We start from the raw sequence: 18,677 nt of genomic DNA on the forward strand, positions 1-18,677 counted from the left end.
GGAAAAATATCAAATTCTGTTGCTGCGCTTGCGCCGCCAAAAGGCCATGTTGCCCCCAACCAAACCAGAACCGGAGAGACGACATGCGCGTTTACTATGACCGCGATTGCGACATCAACCTGATCAAGGACAAGAAAGTGGCGATCCTGGGCTATGGCTCCCAGGGGCACGCCCATGCGCTGAACCTGCGCGACTCGGGCGCCAAGAACCTTGTCGTCGCCCTGCGCGAAGGCTCGGCCAGCGCGAAAAAAGCCGAGGCCGAAGGCCTGCAGGTTATGGGTATCGCCGAAGCGGCCGCCTGGTGCGACCTGATCATGTTCACCATGCCCGATGAACTGCAGGCCGAGACCTACAAGAAATACGTCCACGACAACCTGAAGGAAGGCGCCGCGATCGCGTTTGCCCATGGCCTGAACGTGCATTTCGGCCTGATCGAACCGAAGCCGGGTGTCGATGTCATCATGATGGCGCCCAAGGGCCCCGGCCACACCGTGCGCGGCGAATACACCAAGGGCGGTGGCGTGCCCTGCCTGGTCGCGGTCGACAACGACGCCTCCGGCAAGGCGCTGGAGATTGGCCTGAGCTATTGCTCGGCGATCGGCGGCGGCCGCTCGGGCATCATCGAGACCAACTTCCGCGAGGAATGCGAAACCGACCTGTTCGGTGAGCAGGCCGTGCTCTGCGGCGGCCTGGTGGAGCTGATCCGCATGGGCTTCGAGACCCTGGTCGAGGCCGGCTATGCCCCTGAAATGGCTTACTTCGAGTGTCTGCACGAGGTGAAGCTGATCGTCGACCTGATCTATGAAGGCGGCATCGCCAACATGAACTACTCGATCTCGAACACCGCCGAATACGGCGAGTATGTTTCGGGTCCGCGCATCCTGCCCTACGACGAGACCAAGGCGCGGATGAAGGCGGTTCTGACCGACATCCAGACCGGCAAGTTCGTGCGCGACTTCATGCAGGAGAACACGGTGGGCCAGCCGTTCTTCAAGGCGACCCGTCGTATCCACGACGAGCATCAGATCGAGGCCACCGGCGAGAAGCTGCGCGGCATGATGCCGTGGATCTCGGCCGGCAAGATGGTCGACAAGGAAAAAAACTAAGGCATATCGGCGCGGGCCGGGGTCCGCGCCGCAGCCGCAGTTCAAAGGGCCCCGGTCATGTGCCGGGGCCTATATTTTAGGCGAGGAAATCGCGCCAGATGCCTGACATTACAGCAAAAAGCTGGATCATGCTGAGCCTGCTCGGGATGATCTGGGGCGGCACCTTTCTGGTGCAGGAGATGGCGTTGGCGGGGCTGACGCCGTTCTGGCTGGCGGCCTCACGCATCGGCTTCGGCGCGGCGCTGACCTGCGCGGTCTGGGGCTGGCGCGGCGGGCGGCTGTTCAAGGTGGCTCCCACGGGATTTCAATGGGTTAGCCTGTTCAGCATCGGATTTCTCAGTTCCACGATTCCTTTCATGCTGCTGGCCTGGGGACAGCAATATGTGACCTCGGGGTTTGCCGGGGTGTCGATGGCGAGCGTGGCGCTGATCGTGCTGCCGCTGGCGCATGTGTTCGTGCCAGGCGAGCGGATGTCCCTGCGGCGGGTGCTGGGATTTGTCATCGGATTTGCCGGGGTCGCCCTGCTGGTCGGCGGGCAAGCCCTTGACTCAACTGGGTTATCCCTGGAGATGCCGGGCCGGATCGCCTGTGTCGGCGCTGCCGCCTGCTATGCCGTCAGCTCGGTGCAGATGCGAACTCTGCCGCCGGTGGACCCGATCGGACTGTCGGCGGTTCTGCTGCTGATCGGGGCGCTGGGGGTGGTGCCGGTGGCGCTGATGGTCGAGGGGGTGCCGCCGGTGCCGGATGCCCGGACGCTGTGGCTGGTGGCCTTTCTCGGGCTGGTGCCGACGGCGGGGGCGAACCTGTTGCGGGTCACGCTGGTGCGCAGCGCGGGGCCGGTTTTCCTGAGCATTGTCAATTACATGGTCCCCGTCTGGTCGGTGCTGCTGGGGGCACTGATCCTGAGCGAGCCGCTGCCACCCTCGCTGCTGACGGCGCTGGTGCTGATCCTTTGCGGCGTGGGGCTGAGCCAGTATGGGGCGCTGCGGCGGCTGTTTCTGGGGCGGTGAGTCGGGGGGTGTCCACCGGTCGTAAACGGATCTGTGGATGATTTCGGATTTCTTCGAAAAATCAGCGGGTTTTGCCCGCTTTCTCGTGCCTGGGGCCGGAGCGTGTTTACCTTCCCTCCTGCGAAATCGGGCGAAAATGTTCGATTTGTACAAAATGGAGCGGAAACTCCCCGTTCCATTTTCTCCGCTTTCAGTGGTGCGAACAGGAAATCCCGGCGTGAACGAGGCGTTCGGTGGGGTTACCGCCGGGGTGGAAAAATATCGGGGAGTTTAGGGGCGAGTCTGTACAGTCCGCCGCGGGCCGCCTCGATGCGCGAGCGGCGGCCTTCGGCCGTGTTCCGAGCCGTGCAGGTTATCCCCTTGCCGCCTGCCAGAGGCGCAGCGCCTGGGCGGTTTCAGGGACGTCGTGGACGCGCAGGATCTGCGCCCCCTGCGCAAATCCGGCAAGGCCGACGGCGATCGAGCCGGGCGCGCGGGCCTCGTGGCGCGGCTCCTGCCCGATGGTGCCGATGAACTTCTTGCGCGAGACGCCGAGCAGGACCGGGCAGCCGAGCCCATGGAAAAGCGCGAGGCCGCGCAAGAGGCTGAGGTTGTGCTCCCGCGTCTTGCCAAAGCCGATGCCGGGATCGGTGACGATGCGGGAGCGCGGGATGCCCTGCGCCTCCAGCGCGGCGATGCGGCCGGCGAGGAAATCGTAGACGTCGAGCAGAACGTCGTCATAGCGCGGATCGTCCTGCATGGTCTCCGGCTTGCCCTGCGAATGCATGACGCAGACCGGAACCCCGCGCGCGGCGCAGAGCGGCGCGAGATCCGCGTCGAAGGTGAAGCCGGCCACATCGTTGACGAGATCGGCGCCGGCCTGGAGCGCGGCCGCGGCCACCGGGGCCTTGCGGGTGTCGATGGAGATCGGGATGTTGCTGTCCCGGCGGATCGCGGCGATCACCGGGGCGGTGCGGGCGATCTCCTGCTCCACCGGCACCGGGGCGGCGCCGGGGCGGGTGGATTCGCCGCCGATGTCGAGAATGTCGGCGCCGGCGTCGATCATCGCGCGGGCGCCGGCCAGCGCGGCGTCACTGTCATGGTGCCTGCCGCCGTCGGAAAAGCTGTCGGGGGTGGTGTTGAGAATCCCCATGACGTTGGGGCGGTCCATCGACAGGCCCGCCACCGGGGCGCGCGGGGCGGTGAGCGGCTCCAGGTCGTGATCGGGCACCTCGGCGGCGGGGATCACCTGCGGCGCGCGCCCGCGCGCCAGCGCCTCGACATGGGTGAACCAGAGCGGGCCGCCGGTCAGTTGCAGCGCGCCCGCCGGGCGGGCGGCGCCGTGCTGGACCAACGGGCGGTAATAGAAGGTCATAGGCGCGCCTGCACCACCGGAACGCTGCGCAACGGCAGGCCGGGATCGGCGGCGGGCGCATCGGCGCCGATCACCAGCATCTCGTCGGCGGCGAAGGTGGCGGCGAACCAGGCGGCCAGCGCCACCGCGTCGCCGGGCTGGGTCGAGGGGCCGTCGACCGCGTCGAGCACGATCTTGGACGGGGCCCAGACGCTGATCTGGCGGTGTTTCATCGCCCAGTCGAGTTCGGTCCGGGTTTCGACCACGACGCAGCGGGGATCGCGGGCGGCCAGCACCCAGGCGTTCTGTTCGATGGCCAGCAGGTCGATCCGGCGCTGGGTCATGCGGTGACCGGTGCGGGGGCCGGGCATCTCCGGCGCGCCGACGCAGAGAACCAGCGGGCGGTCGCCCAGTTCGAGCTGGTCGAGCCAGCCGGAGAGGTTTTCCGAGGCGATGGCGGCGTTGGACAGATAGACCAGCCGCGGATGCGGGCGGTCATCCTCGACCAGGGGGCCGTGGGCGGTCTGGTTGCGGGCGCGAACGATCTCGACCCCCAGCGCGCCGGGGCCGCGATCGAGTTTTTCGACGCGGACGAAGGCGCGGATCGCCTGCGGCTCCAGCAGGATGCGTTCGGCGATACGCTCGGCCAGGGTTTCCAGGAGGTTCAGACGCTCTTCGGCCAGTTCATGCGCGATCGCCTCGGTCACCCGGTCGTAGGAGAGGATGCGGTCGACATCGTCGTCGATCGGGCCGGTCAGCGGCTCGACCTCGACCACGACGTTGAAACAGACCCGCTGGGTGGTGCCGCGCTCGGCCTGGAAGGCGCCGATCTCGACCTCGACCACGTGGTCGCGCACCGAGATGCGGTCGAGCGGGCGGCGCGGCGCGGTGGCCGCGGCCCGTTCGGAGGGATGCGCGAAGGCAAGGCGGATTTCGGTGGTCATGGGCTCGGGCCTTTGATCGGGATCGGTCACAGCCCGAGGTTTAGGCTGCGGGCGCCCTTTTAACAGGCCCGTTCGCGCCGCACCAGCGACCGAAAGCGGCGCGCCTTATTCGGACGAAGCGGTCTGGTTCGACGCGGTGCGGAAGTTGTGCCGGTAGAAGATATGAACGCCGATCTGCGCCGTCTTCTGGTAGACCCGGGCCCAGCGCGGCTGAACCGCCTTGGTGTGGTAATGGGTGGCGCCCTTGGTCAGGTCGCCGGCGGTCCCGTCCATCACCGCGCGGGCGACCTTGGATACCCGCTCGAACGCCTTGGGCTCGGAGATCACCTCGGCGTGGCCGTCGCAGGTGTAGGTGAACTGGCACTGATAGCGTTTGCCGGTGCCCTGGCGGATCACGCCGCAGAGGCTGTCGGGGAAGCGGGCGCTCTTGACCCGGTTCATGATCACCTCGGCCACTGCGAACTGGCCCTTCACGGTTTCGCCGCGGGCCTCGAAATAGAGCGCCTCGGCGAGGCATTTCCAGTTGTCGCCGCCCTCGGGCGCGGGCTGGGCATCGAGCCAGTCCTTGGAGAAGGCGAAGGGGATCTGTTTGCCGGTGTCGCGCTTGGAACGGGACACGCTGAGCAGCGATTTCAGCCGGTTGCCGGGCACGGCGTTCAGCGTCGATTGCTCGCGCTGGAACAGCCCCTTGAGGCCGGTGTCGGCCTGGACGGCAAAAGGAGAACACACCGCGCAGAACACGGCGGCAGCGGCCAGAAGTCTTTTCATCTCAACCCCACAACGCATGGTGCGCGCCAGACCTCCCCAGGCGAGCGCAGGGGGCGAGGTAACCCGGTTGGAGCGAAAAGTCCAGTTGCGCCCGGTTTTCAGGCAGTTTGCGAACCCGCTCCGGGCCGCGGCGCGGCACCGGGCGCGGAGGGAAGGGTAAATATTTACAAGATGTTAACCTGGTTTTTGCCCGGTCTCCTCGGCAATGGCGAGCTGGGCCGCGGCAAGGCGCGCCACCGGCACCCGGAAGGGCGAACAGGAGACGTAATCGAACCCCGCCTCGCGGCAGAAGGCGATTGATTCGGGGTTGCCGCCGTGTTCGCCGCAGATCGACACCGTCAAGTCCGGATTTGCGGCGCGGCCACGCTCGGCCCCGAGTTTCAGAAGCTCCCCCACCCCATCGATGTCGAGCACGTGGAAGGGGTCTTCGGGGAAGACGCCCTTGCGCACGTAATCGGACATGAAACGCCCGGCGTCGTCGCGCGACAGGCCATAGGTCATCTGCGTCAGGTCGTTGGTGCCGAAGCTGAGAAAGGAGACATGCGGTGCGATCTCGGCCGCGCGCAGGGCGGCGCGCGGGGTTTCCACCATCACGCCGAGCCGATAGGTGAAGTTCCGGCCGCGTTCCGAGCGCACGGCGGCGGCGACGGCATCGACCCGCGCCTTGATCAGCTCGACCTCGCGCTTGGCCGAGACCAGCGGGATCATGATCTCGGGCACCACCGGATCGCCCGAGCGGCTGGCCTCGATCGTGGCCTCGAAGATGGCGCGGGCCTGCATCTCGTAGATCTCGGGCACGGTGACGCCGAGCCGCACCCCGCGCAGGCCGAGCATGGGATTGTATTCGGCCATCGCCTCGATCCGGCGGGTGACGTCGGAGACCGGCAGATCGAGCGCCTCGGCCAATTCGCGCTGGCCCGACCGGCTGGCCGGCAGAAACTCGTGCAGGGGCGGGTCGAACAGGCGGATGCAGACCGGGCTGCCCTCCATGATGCGGAACAGCTGGATGAAATCCTCGCGCTGCATCGGCAGCAGCCGGGCCAGCACCGCGGCGCGGCCCGAGCTGGTGTCGGCAAAGATCATCTCGCGCATCACCGTCAGGCGGCCGGGCTCGAAGAACATATGCTCGGTCCGGCACAGCCCGATGCCCTGGGCGTCGAAGTTGCGGGCGGTCTGGGCGTCGGCGGGGGTGTCGGCATTGGCGCGGATGCCGATGTCGCGGGCGGCGTCGGCCCAGCCCATCAGCGTCTGGAAGGCGTCGTCGAGCGCCGCCTCGAGCATCGCCGGCTCACCAGCCAGCACCTGGCCCGAGCTGCCGTCGATGGTGACGATGTCGCCCTCGCGCAGGATCCGGCCGTCGGGCGCGCGCAGCGTCTTGTCGCGGGTATTGAAGGTCAGCTCGGAGGCGCCGACGATGCAGGGCAGACCGAGGCCCCGCCCGATCACCGCCGCGTGGCTGGTCATGCCGCCCTTTTCGGTCAGAACGCCAACTGCGGCATGCATGCCGCGCACATCCTCGGGCGCGGTTTCGCGGCGCACCAGGATGCAGTTTTCGCGCCGGGCGGCGCTGGCCTGGGCGGCGGTGGCCGAGAACACGATGCGGCCGGTGGCGGCGCCCGGGCTGGCGCCGATGCCGGCGGCCAGCACGTCGCGGTCGGCATCGGGGGCGACCTGCCGGTGCAGCAGCTCGTTCAGGGAATGGGGATCGACCCGCATCACCGCCTCTTGCGGCGTGATGACGCCATCCTCGGCCAGACGCACGGCGATACGCACCGCGGCGCGCGGGCTGCGTGGGATGCGCACCCCGTCGAGAATATGGACCTGCCCGTCCTGGATGACGAATTCGACCTGCATTTCCTCGCGCAGGCGGCGGCGCATCAACGCGGCGTCGGCTTTCAGCGCCTCGAAGGCCTCCGGTGCCAGTTCCTCCAGCGAGGGGCCGCGCGGATCCTTTTCCAGATAGAGCGCGGCGGCCCCGGCGCCCAGCGCCTCGCGGCCCTGGCTCTGGCTGAGATAGCGGCCGGTCAGCTGCGGCAGGCCGGTGACCGGGTCGGCCAGTTGCAGCACGCCCGAGCCGCATTCGCCCTGGCCCAGACCGGGGATCATTTCCTGTACCACGAGGCCGAGACCGGCATCGGCCGGCGCGCCCTTGGCCTGACGCAGCAGGCGGGCCGATGTCCCCTCCCAGGCGCGGGCCATGGAGCGCAGCACGCCGCTGAGCTGGTCGGTGCGCGACTGCGGAAAGGGCTCGTCAGCCTCATCCTCATAGGCGCGCAACATGCGTTGCAGGCCCTTGTGCCCCTCGGCCGGTTCGCTGTCGAACAGGTCGGGGTCGAGCCGGGCCACATGGGTGGCATAGCCCTGAACGAAGCGGGAATAGAGCGCCGCGGCGGCCCTGGGTCCGAGACGCTCGGACAGGCGGGCATATTGGGCGTCGTTCATGCCGATATTGAGCACCGCGCCGGGGCCGCCCCAGTCGGGATCCTCGGATGAGGGGCGCACGCAGAGCAGCGCGTCGGGCGGAAACTGGTCGTCGACCGCGGCGATGTCGGGCATCTGGCCCACCGCGATGCGTTTCACCGCCTCGAAGGACAGCGAGACGGTGCGCGGCACCGGCAGATCGAGCCGTACCAGGCGTTGCAGGCATTTGGCCCGACCGCCGTGGGTGGCGGCGTCGATCGGGGCGTCGGGGGTCACCAGGGTCGTGTGGGGGTTTTTCTGCACTGCGGCACCTATCGCTATGCCCGCAGCATAGGCACGCGTGCGGCGCGCGCAAGGGGGCGCGGGCGGCGGATGAGCCGCCTCGCCTGCTTTCGCAACGCACCGCGTATGCGGCTCGGACCGACATCGCAGAGAGCCGGAGCCCCCCCGTCACGCCCGGCCCGCCCCCAGGCGGGCGCGGCCGCCGGCGGGGATATTCGGAGCGAACGGAAAAGGCGGGGCGGCCCGGGCGGCGCGCCCCCTGCCCTAGCCTGCGATCCGCGTGAGATCCGCCACCTGGCCGCAGGTGGTGCAGATCTGGTGCAGCAGGTTCAGCCGGTTGCGGCGCAGGGTTTCATTGTCTGTATTGACCTGCACCTCTTCGAAGAAGGCGTCGATCGGGCCGCGCAGCGCCGCCATGGCCGCCATCGCACCGGGGAAATCCTCGGCGGTGAGCGCGGGGGCGATCCGGGTCTGGGCGGCGTCCAGCGCCGCGAAGAGGGCGCGTTCGCTGTCGGTCTCGGCGAATTTCGGATCGGCGCCGAAGGAATATTCCACCCCGTCGTTTTCCTCGGCCTGGGTGAGGATGTTGTTGGCGCGTTTGAAGCCCTGGATCAGGTTCTCGCCGTCCTCGGTCTCCAGCACGGCGCTGAGCGCCACGGCGCGCTTGACCAGCAGGTTCAGGTCGTCGTGCCCCGGCATGGCGATGCAGGCGTCGATCACGTCGTGGCGGATGCCCTGATCGCGCAGATAGACCTTGAGCCGGTCGTGCAGGAAGACCATCAGGTCGGTGGACAGATCCGGCACCAGACCGCCGATGGTGCGCAGCAGCGAGTGTTCGGAGGTGTCCACGTCCGGGTCGCCGGTGAGCCGGGCCAGCACGGCGCGGAAGGCGGCGCCGAAGACGCCATGTTCGGCGATCTCTTCGTTGATGTCGCGCAGCGCGGCGAGCTGGCTTTCATCGGCCTCGCGGTGGAGGTGGATCTTGTGGCGCAGGATCTGGGCGTCGATGTAGCGATCGAGCGGCAGCCGCAGGTCGTTGGCCAGCACCAGCCGGATCACACCCAGCGCGGCGCGGCGCAGCGCAAAGGGATCCTTGGAACCGGTTGGTTTTTCGTCGATGGCCCAGAAGCCGGTCAGCGTGTCGAGCTTGTCGGCCAGCGCCACGGTCACCGACAGCGGCGCGGTGGGCACGTCGTCCGACGGGCCGAGCGGCGAGTAATGTTCCTCGGCCACGGCGGCGATTTCGGGGCTGCGGCCGGCGGCGGCGATGTAGTAGCGGCCCATGACGCCCTGAAGTTCGGGGAATTCATAGACCATTTCCGACGACAGGTCGGCCTTGGCCAGCTCTGCGGCCTGTTTGGCGGCGGCGGTCGCCGCGCCCACGGCGGGGGCCAGGTCGCAGGCCAGCGCGGCGATGCGGCGGATCCGCTCGCCCTGGCTGCCGAGCCGGTTGTGGAAGGTCACGTTTTCCAGCGCGGCGGTCCAGGCGGTGACGTCCGTCTTCGCCACCCGCAGGTCGTTGTCCCAGAAGAACTTGGCGTCCGACAGCCGCGCCGCCAGCACCTTTTGATTGCCGGCGAGGATGGTCGCGCCATGATCGGCGGTCTCGCGGTTGGCGACGGTGACGAATTTCACGATGCGGCCGGTTTTCGGGTCGCGCACCGAGAAGAATTTCTGGTGTTCCTTCATCGAGGTCTGCAGCACCTCGGCCGGCAGGTCGAGGAAGGCCGCGCCGATCTCGCCCATCAGCACCACCGGCCATTCGACCAGGCCCGCGACCTCGGCCAGCAGGCCATTGTCCTCGACCACCTCAAGCCCGGCGGCGAAGGCGCGGTTGCTGGCGTCGGCCCGGATATGCTCGGCGCGTTCCTCGGGCGAGAGGATCACATGGGCGCGTTTGAGCTTTGCCTCATAGTCGTCGAAGGAGGTGACGGCAAACCGGCCCGGCGCCATGAAGCGGTGGCCTTCGGTGCTGTTGCCCGCCTTGATGCCGTCGACCTCCATCGGCACCGCCTGGGCGCCGGCCTCGTCGGTGAGGATGCAAAGGATCGAGTGTAGCGGCCGCACCCAGCGCAGGCTGCCCGTCCCCCAGCGCATCGACTTGGGCCAGGGGAAGTTGCGGATCGTCGCCTCCAGCACCTCGGCGACGATCCCGGCCGCCGGGCGACCGGGTTTCTCGATGGTGGCGAAATAGACCGCGCCCTTGGGGGTGTCGCGTTCCTCGAGCTGGTCGCGGGTGATCCCGGCGCCGCGCAGGAAACCCTCGATCGCCTTGTCGGGGGCGCCGACCTTGGGGCCCTTGCGCTCCTCGCGCAGGGTGGGCGATTCGGCCAGCAGCCCCTCGACGGCCAGCGCCAGCCGACGCGGGGTCGAGAAGGCGGTGGCGCCGCGGTAGGTGAGGCCGGCCTCGACCAGCCCGTCGGTCATCCGCTTTTTCAGATCCTCGGCGGCGCGGGCCTGCATGCGGGCCGGGATTTCCTCGGAAAACAGTTCGATCAGAAGGTCGGGCATCTTGTGTCCTCGGAGCGGTTCGGGCGGCGGATGAGGCGCGGCCCGCGGGGTGTCGGCGAAAGGAGAAGGTCGGAGGCGGGCGCGGTCATGACCCGCCCCCCTCGGCGCGTGGCGGGCATTCCTCGCCCACCGGGGTGCCGTCATAGGCCTTGCGGCCGCAATCGTTCAGCTCTTCCCACGCCCAGCCCTGACCGCCCGGCGCGATGGCGACGACCCGGTCGACACCATAGGCGATGTTCTTGTGGGCGAGAAAGACGCGGATCTCTCCGGCCTCGATCCCCTGGCCGATGGCCTCGGCGTCGAAACAGTCGAACCAGCCGGGCGCGATGCGCGGCTCGCCGCCGGCAAGTTCGCTGTAAGTCCGCGCCAGGTCATCGGCGCTGAGCGAGGTTGTGAAGCAGGCGCGGTAGCGGATCGGCGAGCTGTCGGCGTCGATAGCCTGGAAATCGGAATAGGCGATGGGTTCAGGCTCGCCGCTGTCGACGGCGACCAGTTGCACATCCTGTCCCGGCGTCGGGGTGACCTGATAGTAGTAGCCGTAGACCTGCGCGTAATACACCACGGCGCCGAAAACCAGCGCGCTGGCGACGATCAGGGAGGCGAGGATTTTGCCGTTCATGGATGGATCTCCGCGCGGGCGTTGGTCACGCCGCCGCGCCCCCGGCTTCGGTCTGCACGAAGGCGTCGGCGCATTTCTTGGCCAGTGCCCGCACCCGGCCGATATAGGCCTGCCGCTCGGTGACCGAGATCACGCCGCGCGCGTCGAGCAGGTTGAACAGATGGCTGGCCTTGATGCACTGGTCATAGGCGGGATGCGCCATGATGATCTTCTTGCCGGTCTTGGGATCGTCCTGCGGGTGGGCCAGGATCGCCTCGCATTCGGCCTCGGCATCCTCGAAATGGCGCAGCAGCATCGCGGTCTCGGCGACGTCGAAGTTGAAGCGGGAGTATTCCTGCTCGGTCTGGCGGAAGACGTCGCCATAGCTCAGCGGGATCGGCGTCTGCGGATCGTTATAGGGCATGTCCATCACGTGATCGATGCCGAGCACATACATCGCCAGCCGTTCCAGCCCATAGGTCAGCTCGCCCGACACCGGCTTGCAGTCATGGCCGCCGACCTGCTGAAAATAGGTGAACTGCGACACTTCCATGCCGTCGCACCAGACCTCCCATCCCAGGCCCCAGGCGCCCAGAGTGGGGCTTTCCCAGTCGTCCTCGACAAAGCGGATGTCGTGCAGGTCCATGTCGATGCCGATCGCCTCGAGCGAGCCCAGATAGAGCGCCTGAAGATCGGGCGGGCTGGGTTTGATCAGCACCTGGAACTGATAATAATGCTGGAGGCGATTGGGGTTCTCGCCATAGCGCCCGTCGGTGGGGCGGCGCGACGGCTGCACATAGGCCGCCGCCCAGGATTTGCCGCCCAGCGCGCGCAGGGTGGTGGCGGGATGAAAGGTGCCGGCGCCCACCTCCATGTCGTAGGGTTGCAGAACGGCGCAGCCCTGGGCCGCCCAATAGCCTTGCAGGCGCAGGATAATCTCCTGGAACGAGCGCGGCGGCGTCGGTTTTCCGGTCGGCGTTCCGGCGGTCGTTTCGGCCGGCGTTTTGGTCGTGGCTTCGGTCATCTGGCCGCTCTTTCCTGAACCTTTGGAGGCGCGCCTTTCCTATGCCCCCTACGGGCAAGGGTCAACGCGCAACAGGGGGAATTCGGCGCGTTTTAAGCCATGGCCAACAGGCCGGTTTCCTGATTATCTGCGGGGATATTTGTGTTTGCCACAGCAAGAGAGCGATAATGCACAGACTGTTTGCCGCGTTCCTCATTTCAATCGTCGGCCTGTTGCGCCCCGCACTGGCGCAGGAGGCCGCCTGGGTCCAGATCGAGGCCCATCCCAGCCTGATCACCGCGCGCGAACGCGCCAGCGCCTTTGCCGGCAACCTGGCCGATGTGAACGGGTTCGCTCTGGGCGGCGGCTGGTACGGCATCGCGCTGGGCCCCTATACCCGCCCGGACGCCGAGCGAGTGCTCCGGATCTACCGGCTGCAGGGACAGATCCCGCAGGACGCCTATGTGGTGGGGTCGGAGAATTTCGGCCAGCAGTTCTGGCCGGTGGGCGACAACGTTCTGAACGATGGCGCGGCGCCGGCGCAACCGGCCCAGGCCCAGGCCGAGACGGTGCAGGCGACAGCGCCCGCCCCCGAGCCGATGCCGGCGGACGAGACCCCGGCGCAGGCGCGGCGCAGCGAGCAGGCGCTGGACGCCGGTGCCCGCCGGGCGCTGCAGGTGGCGCTGAAGGCCGCCGGTTTCTATGCCTCGACGATCGACGGCGCCTTTGGCCGCGGCACCCGGGCGGCGATGTCGGACTGGCAGGCCGCGCGCGGCTATGAGCCCACCGGCGTTCTGACCACCCGCCAGCGCCAGGCGCTGATGGACGAATACAACGCGCCGCTGATCAGTGTCGGCATGCGCGACCGGACCGACAGCCGCGCCGGGATCGCCATGCAGATGCCGATGGGGGCGGTGGCCTTTTCGCGCTATGAATCGCCCTTTGCCCATTACGACGCCACCGGCGATCTGGATGTGCGGGTGCTGCTGATCAGCCAGCCGGGCGATCAGGCGACGCTCTATGGCCTTTACGACATCATGCAGACGCTGGAGATCGTACCGCTGGAGGGGCCGCGGTCGCGCGACGGCAACAGCTTTACCCTGGAGGGGCGCGGCAGGGGCATCGTATCGCATACCGAGGCGACGCTGAAAGGCGGCGAGATCAAGGGCTTTACCCTGATCTGGCCGGCTGGCGACGAGGACCGCCGCCGCCGCGTGCTGACCGAAATGCAGGCCAGTTTCCAGCGGCTCGAAGGGGTTCTGGACCCTGCCGCAGGGGCCGATGCGCCGCAGAATGTCGACCTGATCTCGGGTCTGACGGTGCGCAAGCCGAAGCGGTCGCGCTCGGGCTTTTACATCGATGCGGCCGGCATGGTGCTGACCACGGCGGAGGCGGTCGAGGGCTGTACGCGGATCACGCTGGACCATGACTATCCGGCGCAGGTGGCGGCGCTGGACGCCGATCGCGGGCTGGCGGTGCTGCGCCCGGAGGTGCCGCTGGCGCCGATGACGGTGGCCCGCCTGCGCGCAGGCGAGCCGCGGCTGCAATCGGATGTCGCGGTCTCGGGCTATTCCTATGGAGGTGTGCTGGGCGCGCCGACGCTGACCTTTGGCGCGGTGGCCGACCTCAAGGGGCTGGGCGGCGAGCCGGAGCTGACGCGACTGGCGCTGGCGCCGCTGCCGGGCGATGCCGGCGGGCCGGTGCTGGACACCGCAGGCGGGGTCATCGGCCTGCTGCTGCCGCGGGGCAAGGGCGGACAGCGGCTGCCCGAGGATGTGAGCTTTGCCGCCGATACCGGTTCGATCCGCGCCATGCTGGGCGCCGCCGGAGTGCAGATCGACGAGGAGATCGCAAGCGGCGCGCCGCTGCCGCCGGACGATCTGAGCAAGCTGGCGCTGGGCATGACCGTGCTGGTGGGCTGCTGGGACTGATCCCGGCGGGGTAAGGAACAGGCGCCCGGGCCGTTGCGCGACGGCCCGGGCGTTTTTTTGTCGGCGCGCGCCCTGCCCGGTCTTTATTCCGGCCCGGTCTGTTTCCGGCCGGTCTTTTTCCGGCGGCACGTATCCGGGGGGAGCCCGCCGCCCGGGCGGCGGCGTCAGTGCCCCCTTTCCCCCGCCCGGCAAGCTGTTAGATTGGCCGCGGTTATCGAAGGGAAATCAATGCCCCGCTACGAATACAAGGTGGTTCCCGCCCCAGCCAAGGGCCGCAAGGCCAAGGGCGTGAAGAGCCCCGAGGCGCGCTTTGCGCTATCGGTGGAGAGCGTCCTGAACGAGATGGGCGCGCAGGGCTGGGAATATCTGCGCGCCGAACTGCTGCCCAGCGACGAGCGCAGCGGGCTGACCGGCACCGCCGTGCACTGGCGCAACGTGCTGGTATTCCGCCGCCCGAGCGAGGGTGCGGTCGAGGCGTTCCAGCCGCGTCTGATGGCGGTGCCCGATCCCGCCGCGCCGGGTACGCCGCCCGCCCCCGGGGCGCCGGCGATCTGGCCGGTCGATTCGGCCGAGCCGCCGCTGCATGACGCGGCAGAGGCGCAGGAGGCCGAGGACGCCGGTGTCGAGGATACCGAAGATGACGCCGAGGACGACGGGACCGGCGGGGACGGCGGCAAGAGCGGAGCCTGAGGCGCCGGCGGCCCCGCCTGAGACCCCGGCCCTGACGGCACGCCCTGCCTGACCGGGCCCGCCGCGCCGGGTTCTAGCCGTCGATGTCCAGCGCCAGCGCGTGAATGCGCCCGACCAGATCGGCGCCCAGTGCCGCATGCACCGCGCGGTGGCGTTGCAGCCGGCTTTGCCCCGCGAATCCCGGCGCGCGGATGCGCACGCGGAAATGGCTTTCCCCGCCGTCGCGATACCCCGCATGGCCGCGATGGTCCTCGCTTTCGTCGATCACCTCCAGGGCGTCGGGGGCAAAGGCCGCCCGAAGCCGGGTTTCAATTTCGTCGCTTACACCCATATTCTGCTCATTCGGCAAAAAAAACGCCGCCCCCTCTTCTATCTGCCGCCACTTAGATTAAACTCTGGCGTCCGAGTCCAGAACGCCCCCTCGAAAAGGAGCAGCGCGATGTCAAAACCGGATCCGTTCGGCTTCGATATGTCGGTATCATCCGCCAAGAAACGCAACCCCCGCGGGCGGCGCAGCATGTCGGGGGCGTCGGAAACCTCGACCCGGGTCTGCGACCACGACGGCTGCCGGGAAGCCGGCAAGTTCCGTGCGCCGAGGGCGCCGGATGTGCTGGACGACTATCTGTGGTTCTGCCAGCAGCACGTGCGCGAATATAACCAGAAGTGGAATTTTTTCGAGGGCACCACCGAGGCGGAACTGAACGCGCAGCAGAGCAAGGACAAGGTGTGGGAACGCGCCACCCGGCCCCTGGGCGATCCCGAGGCGCGGGCCTGGGCGCGGCTGGGAATCGAGGATCCGCATCAGGTGCTGGGCCAGAACGCCACCAAGAATCCCGGCCGGGGCGGCAGCGTCGGCCGCCGCCTGCCGCCGACCGAGCGCCGCGCCATCGAGATCCTGGAAGCCAAGGACAGCTGGACCAAGACCGAGGTGCGCCGCGCCTACAAGAAGCTGATCAAGGTGCTGCACCCGGACATGAATGGCGGCGACCGCAGCCAGGAGGAACAGCTGCAAGAGGTGGTCTGGGCCTGGGACCAGATCAGGGAAAGCCGCAACTTCAAGGATTGAGGCACAACCGCCAGGCGGGCCGGCGCGTCGAACGGCATGCCGAACCCGGCCCCGGGTCGCGCCTGCCGGTTTTGTGTGCGAAACGGTTTTTCATGCGAAACGGCGGCCCATATCCGGGCCGCCGTTTGCCGTTTTGCCGTTTGCCGTTTGCCGTTTCGGTCACATCGCCGGCAGCAGCACGGTGTCGATCACGTGGATCACCCCGTTCGACTGTTTGACATCCGCGATGGTGACACTGGCGGTGCGGCCGCGCTCGTCCTTCAGCGCGATCGTGTCCCCTGCCAGGCTGGCCTGGAGGGTGCAACCGCCCACGGTCTGCACCGGGTGGGTGCCGCCGTCATCCGCGATCATGCCGGCGAGCGCTGCCGACATCGCCTCGGTCGCGACCACGTGGCAGGTCAGAACCTGTTGCAGCGCCGCCTTGTTCGCGGGCTTCAGCAGATCCTCGACGGTGCCCTTTTGCAGCATGTCGAAGGCGGCGTTGGTGGGGGCAAAGACAGTGAACGGCCCCGCGCCCGACAGCGTTTCGACCAGATCCGCGGCGGTGACGGCGGCGACCAGCGTGGTGTGATCGGCCGAGTTCACGGCGTTCTCCACGATGGTCTTGTCCGCGAACATGGCGGCGCCGCCGACCATCGGGTTGCCGCTTTGGGAATGGCTGCCGGCAAAGGCGAGCGTGGCGCAGAAGCTGGCGGCGATGGTGGTGGCGGTCAGGGTCTTGGTGAACATTCGGGATTCCTCCGTTTCAGGTTGCGCGCGGCGCCCGCATCGGGGCCGCGTCACCCATGGGTACGGAGGCAGGCGGGGGTAAAGTTCACATCCGGCGATCACAATTGAATCACGGTGGCGTGAGAGGGCCCGTGGCCCCGGCGCGCGGAAGGCCGGACCGCAACCGCACACGAAATGTCCGCGCGGCGCCGTGACGCGGGGTTTTCGGGGGAGGAGCCTTCCCCTTGCCTCTGCCCGCGATATGTTGCACCAGAGTGCGGAACACCAGAGGGATCAAGGACTGGCAGATGGCTGACGGCGCGACGGAGTACAACGCAAAGCCCACCGAAACCGTTTCGGTGCGCGATGTGTTCGGCATTGACACGGACATGACGGTGAAGGGCTTTGCCGAGCCGACCGACCGGGTGCCCGAGATCGACCATACCTATAAATTCGATCCCGATACCACGCTGGCGATCCTGGCGGGGTTTTCCCATAACCGCCGGGTGATGATCCAGGGCTATCACGGCACCGGTAAATCGACCCATATCGAGCAGGTCGCCGCAAGGCTGAACTGGCCCGCCGTGCGGGTCAACCTGGACAGCCATATCAGCCGCATCGACCTGATCGGCAAGGACGCGATCAAGCTGCGCGACGGCAAGCAGGTGACCGAGTTCCACGAGGGCATCCTGCCTTGGGCGCTGCGCAACCCGGTCGCCATCGTGTTCGACGAATACGATGCGGGGCGGGCGGATGTGATGTTCGTGATCCAGCGGGTGCTGGAGCATGACGGCAAGCTGACGCTGTTGGACCAGAACGAGATCATCACCCCGCATCCCTATTTCCGACTGTTCGCCACCGCCAACACGGTCGGCCTTGGCGACACCACCGGGCTTTATCACGGGGTGCAGCAGATCAACCAGGCGCAGATGGACCGCTGGTCGCTGGTGGCGACGCTGAACTATCTCAGCCATGATGCGGAAACCGCGATCGTTCTGGGCAAGGCGCCGCATTTCAACACCGAGAAGGGCCGCAAGATCGTCAGCCAGATGGTGACGGTGGCCGATCTGACCCGGACCGCCTTCATGAACGGCGATCTCAGCACGGTGATGAGCCCGCGGACGGTGATCAACTGGGCCTGGAACGCGGAAATCTTCCGCGACGTGGGCTATGCCTTCCGGCTGACCTTCCTCAACAAATGCGACGAGCTGGAGCGGCAGACGGTGGCCGAGTTCTATCAGCGCTGTTTCGACGAGGAACTGCCCGAAAGCGCGGCGAGCACCGCGCTGGGGTAAGCCCGGAGGGGTCAAGGCCCCGATACACCGACCGATGCAAAGATCAGGGGCGCGGGCCGGAGGTGGCCGGCGCCCTTTTCGTTTTTGCCGGGCCACACTCTCGTTGCGCCCGTGGCACCGACCAGATCTCTGAGCGCAAGGATGGGCAGGGGCGGTCCGCGAAATACATTCCACACACGGAGCCATAGGGCAGCGCCCGGCCCGGCGAAAACGCCGGGCGGAGCGGTGATGATCGCCATTGCGGATCGCCCGGCGCGCGCTCTAATCTCGCGGCGCGCGGTTCAGGATAAGGAGCATCCCATGCATATCGGTCTGATCGGGGGCATCGGCCCGGCGGCGACGGTGGTTTACTATGAGCGGCTGGTGGCGGCGTTTCGCGCCATGGGGCGGCCGCTGGAGCTGACCATCGCTCATGCGGATGTGAATACGCTGGCGGCCAATGCCGCTACCGATGACCGCGCGGTGCAGGCAAAGATCTATGCCCGGCATCTGGCCCAGCTGAAGGGAGCGGGGGCGGATGCGGGCTCGATCACCTCTCTGGGCGGGCATTTCTGTTATGCGGAGACTGAGGCGATCAGCCCCCTGCCCCTGATCAGCGCGGTGGCGCCGATCGACGGCTATTGCGCGGCACGGGGCCTGTCCTGCGTCGGGCTCTTGGGCACGCGGCAGGTGACAACCAGCGGGCTCTACGGTCAGATGGAGCAGACCCGCACATTGGCGCCGGCGGACCCCGAGGCGGTGCATGAGGCCTATATCGCAAGCGCGCTGTCGGGCATCTGCACCGAGGATCAGCGGGCGCTGTTCTTTGAGGCCGGCCGCGAGATGGTGGCGCGCGGGGCGCAGGCGGTGGTGCTGGCGGGCACCGATCTGGGGCTGGCCTTTTACGGCCACGAGCCGGGCTTTGCGGTGGTGGATGGGTTGCAGGTGCATGTGGAGCATCTGGTCGCGCTTGCCACCAGCGGTTAAACCGCGCGAAAAGTGATGTGCAATTACTATCTTCTGCACATCTTT

Annotated in this window: 17 protein-coding genes; 8 read left to right on the forward strand and 9 right to left on the reverse strand. The window is 67.7% G+C overall.

The features are described from left to right. The first annotated feature begins 83 nt into the window (after window positions 1-83). From ilvC to E1832_RS18220, 3 genes are all read left to right on the forward strand, one after another. Window positions 84-1,106 (forward strand): ketol-acid reductoisomerase, encoded by a 1,023-nt coding sequence (gene ilvC / locus E1832_RS18210; RefSeq protein ID WP_133361191.1) that lies wholly within the window; start codon window positions 84-86, stop codon window positions 1,104-1,106. A gap of 98 nt (window positions 1,107-1,204) precedes the next feature. Next, window positions 1,205-2,116, forward strand: a complete 912-nt coding sequence (locus tag E1832_RS18215; protein ID WP_165978925.1) for a DMT family transporter — start codon at window positions 1,205-1,207, stop codon at window positions 2,114-2,116. 37 nt (window positions 2,117-2,153) lie between these two features. After that, window positions 2,154-2,390: a hypothetical protein gene (locus E1832_RS18220; RefSeq protein ID WP_133361192.1), complete on the forward strand. Its 237-nt coding sequence runs from the start codon at window positions 2,154-2,156 to the stop codon at window positions 2,388-2,390. 78 nt (window positions 2,391-2,468) lie between these two features. Here the strand turns inward: E1832_RS18220 and folP are convergent, their stop codons facing one another. From folP to E1832_RS18255, 7 genes are all read right to left on the reverse strand, one after another. Then, window positions 2,469-3,470 (reverse strand): dihydropteroate synthase, encoded by a 1,002-nt coding sequence (gene folP, locus E1832_RS18225; RefSeq protein WP_133361193.1) that lies wholly within the window; start codon window positions 3,468-3,470, stop codon window positions 2,469-2,471. Further along, window positions 3,467-4,393 carry a dihydroneopterin aldolase gene (locus tag E1832_RS18230; RefSeq protein WP_133361194.1) on the reverse strand — a complete coding sequence of 309 codons (927 nt, stop codon included), beginning with the start codon at window positions 4,391-4,393 and terminating at the stop codon, window positions 3,467-3,469. Before E1832_RS18230 ends, folP begins: the two co-directional genes overlap by 4 nt. Window positions 4,394-4,498: 105 nt before the next feature. Further along, window positions 4,499-5,161 (reverse strand): cell wall hydrolase, encoded by a 663-nt coding sequence (locus E1832_RS18235; protein ID WP_206021076.1) that lies wholly within the window; start codon window positions 5,159-5,161, stop codon window positions 4,499-4,501. A 174-nt stretch (window positions 5,162-5,335) separates the two neighbouring features. Beyond that, complete coding sequence (locus E1832_RS18240) at window positions 5,336-7,885, reverse strand: putative PEP-binding protein (RefSeq protein ID WP_342635571.1); 2,550 nt, start codon at window positions 7,883-7,885, stop codon at window positions 5,336-5,338. 243 nt (window positions 7,886-8,128) lie between these two features. After that, window positions 8,129-10,375 carry a glycine--tRNA ligase subunit beta gene (gene glyS / locus E1832_RS18245; RefSeq protein WP_133361197.1) on the reverse strand — a complete coding sequence of 749 codons (2,247 nt, stop codon included), beginning with the start codon at window positions 10,373-10,375 and terminating at the stop codon, window positions 8,129-8,131. An 85-nt stretch (window positions 10,376-10,460) separates the two neighbouring features. Then, window positions 10,461-10,994 (reverse strand): DUF6446 family protein, encoded by a 534-nt coding sequence (locus E1832_RS18250; RefSeq protein ID WP_133361198.1) that lies wholly within the window; start codon window positions 10,992-10,994, stop codon window positions 10,461-10,463. A gap of 25 nt (window positions 10,995-11,019) precedes the next feature. Next, window positions 11,020-11,997 (reverse strand): glycine--tRNA ligase subunit alpha, encoded by a 978-nt coding sequence (locus E1832_RS18255; RefSeq protein ID WP_133361199.1) that lies wholly within the window; start codon window positions 11,995-11,997, stop codon window positions 11,020-11,022. A 167-nt stretch (window positions 11,998-12,164) separates the two neighbouring features. Here E1832_RS18255 and E1832_RS18260 point away from each other — a divergent pair, with 167 nt between their 5' ends. Both E1832_RS18260 and E1832_RS18265 read left to right on the forward strand, forming a co-directional pair. After that, window positions 12,165-13,907 carry a serine protease gene (locus tag E1832_RS18260; protein WP_133361200.1) on the forward strand — a complete coding sequence of 581 codons (1,743 nt, stop codon included), beginning with the start codon at window positions 12,165-12,167 and terminating at the stop codon, window positions 13,905-13,907. 228 nt (window positions 13,908-14,135) lie between these two features. After that, window positions 14,136-14,597 (forward strand): DUF4177 domain-containing protein, encoded by a 462-nt coding sequence (locus E1832_RS18265; RefSeq protein WP_133361201.1) that lies wholly within the window; start codon window positions 14,136-14,138, stop codon window positions 14,595-14,597. 73 nt (window positions 14,598-14,670) lie between these two features. Here E1832_RS18265 and E1832_RS18270 read toward each other — a convergent pair whose 3' ends face one another. Continuing rightward, on the reverse strand, window positions 14,671-14,928 hold the full coding sequence (locus E1832_RS18270) for a BolA family protein (RefSeq protein WP_133361202.1): 258 nt from the start codon (window positions 14,926-14,928) through the stop codon (window positions 14,671-14,673). A gap of 108 nt (window positions 14,929-15,036) precedes the next feature. On the opposite strand from E1832_RS18270, the gene E1832_RS18275 reads away from it, so the two are divergent. Then, on the forward strand, window positions 15,037-15,663 hold the full coding sequence (locus tag E1832_RS18275; protein WP_133361203.1) for a DnaJ domain-containing protein: 627 nt from the start codon (window positions 15,037-15,039) through the stop codon (window positions 15,661-15,663). A 159-nt stretch (window positions 15,664-15,822) separates the two neighbouring features. Here E1832_RS18275 and E1832_RS18280 read toward each other — a convergent pair whose 3' ends face one another. Further along, on the reverse strand, window positions 15,823-16,392 hold the full coding sequence (locus E1832_RS18280; RefSeq protein WP_133361204.1) for a fasciclin domain-containing protein: 570 nt from the start codon (window positions 16,390-16,392) through the stop codon (window positions 15,823-15,825). 287 nt (window positions 16,393-16,679) lie between these two features. On the opposite strand from E1832_RS18280, the gene cobS reads away from it, so the two are divergent. Further along, window positions 16,680-17,666, forward strand: a complete 987-nt coding sequence (gene cobS / locus E1832_RS18285; protein ID WP_133361205.1) for a cobaltochelatase subunit CobS — start codon at window positions 16,680-16,682, stop codon at window positions 17,664-17,666. A gap of 300 nt (window positions 17,667-17,966) precedes the next feature. Further along, the gene (locus E1832_RS18290) at window positions 17,967-18,632 is read left to right on the forward strand and encodes an aspartate/glutamate racemase family protein (protein ID WP_133361206.1); all 666 of its coding nucleotides are present in this window, start codon (window positions 17,967-17,969) and stop codon (window positions 18,630-18,632) included. Window positions 18,633-18,677 lie beyond the last annotated feature (45 nt).

The sequence above is a fragment of the Antarcticimicrobium luteum genome (assembly GCF_004358185.1).
Taxonomy (GTDB): domain Bacteria; phylum Pseudomonadota; class Alphaproteobacteria; order Rhodobacterales; family Rhodobacteraceae; genus Antarcticimicrobium; species Antarcticimicrobium luteum.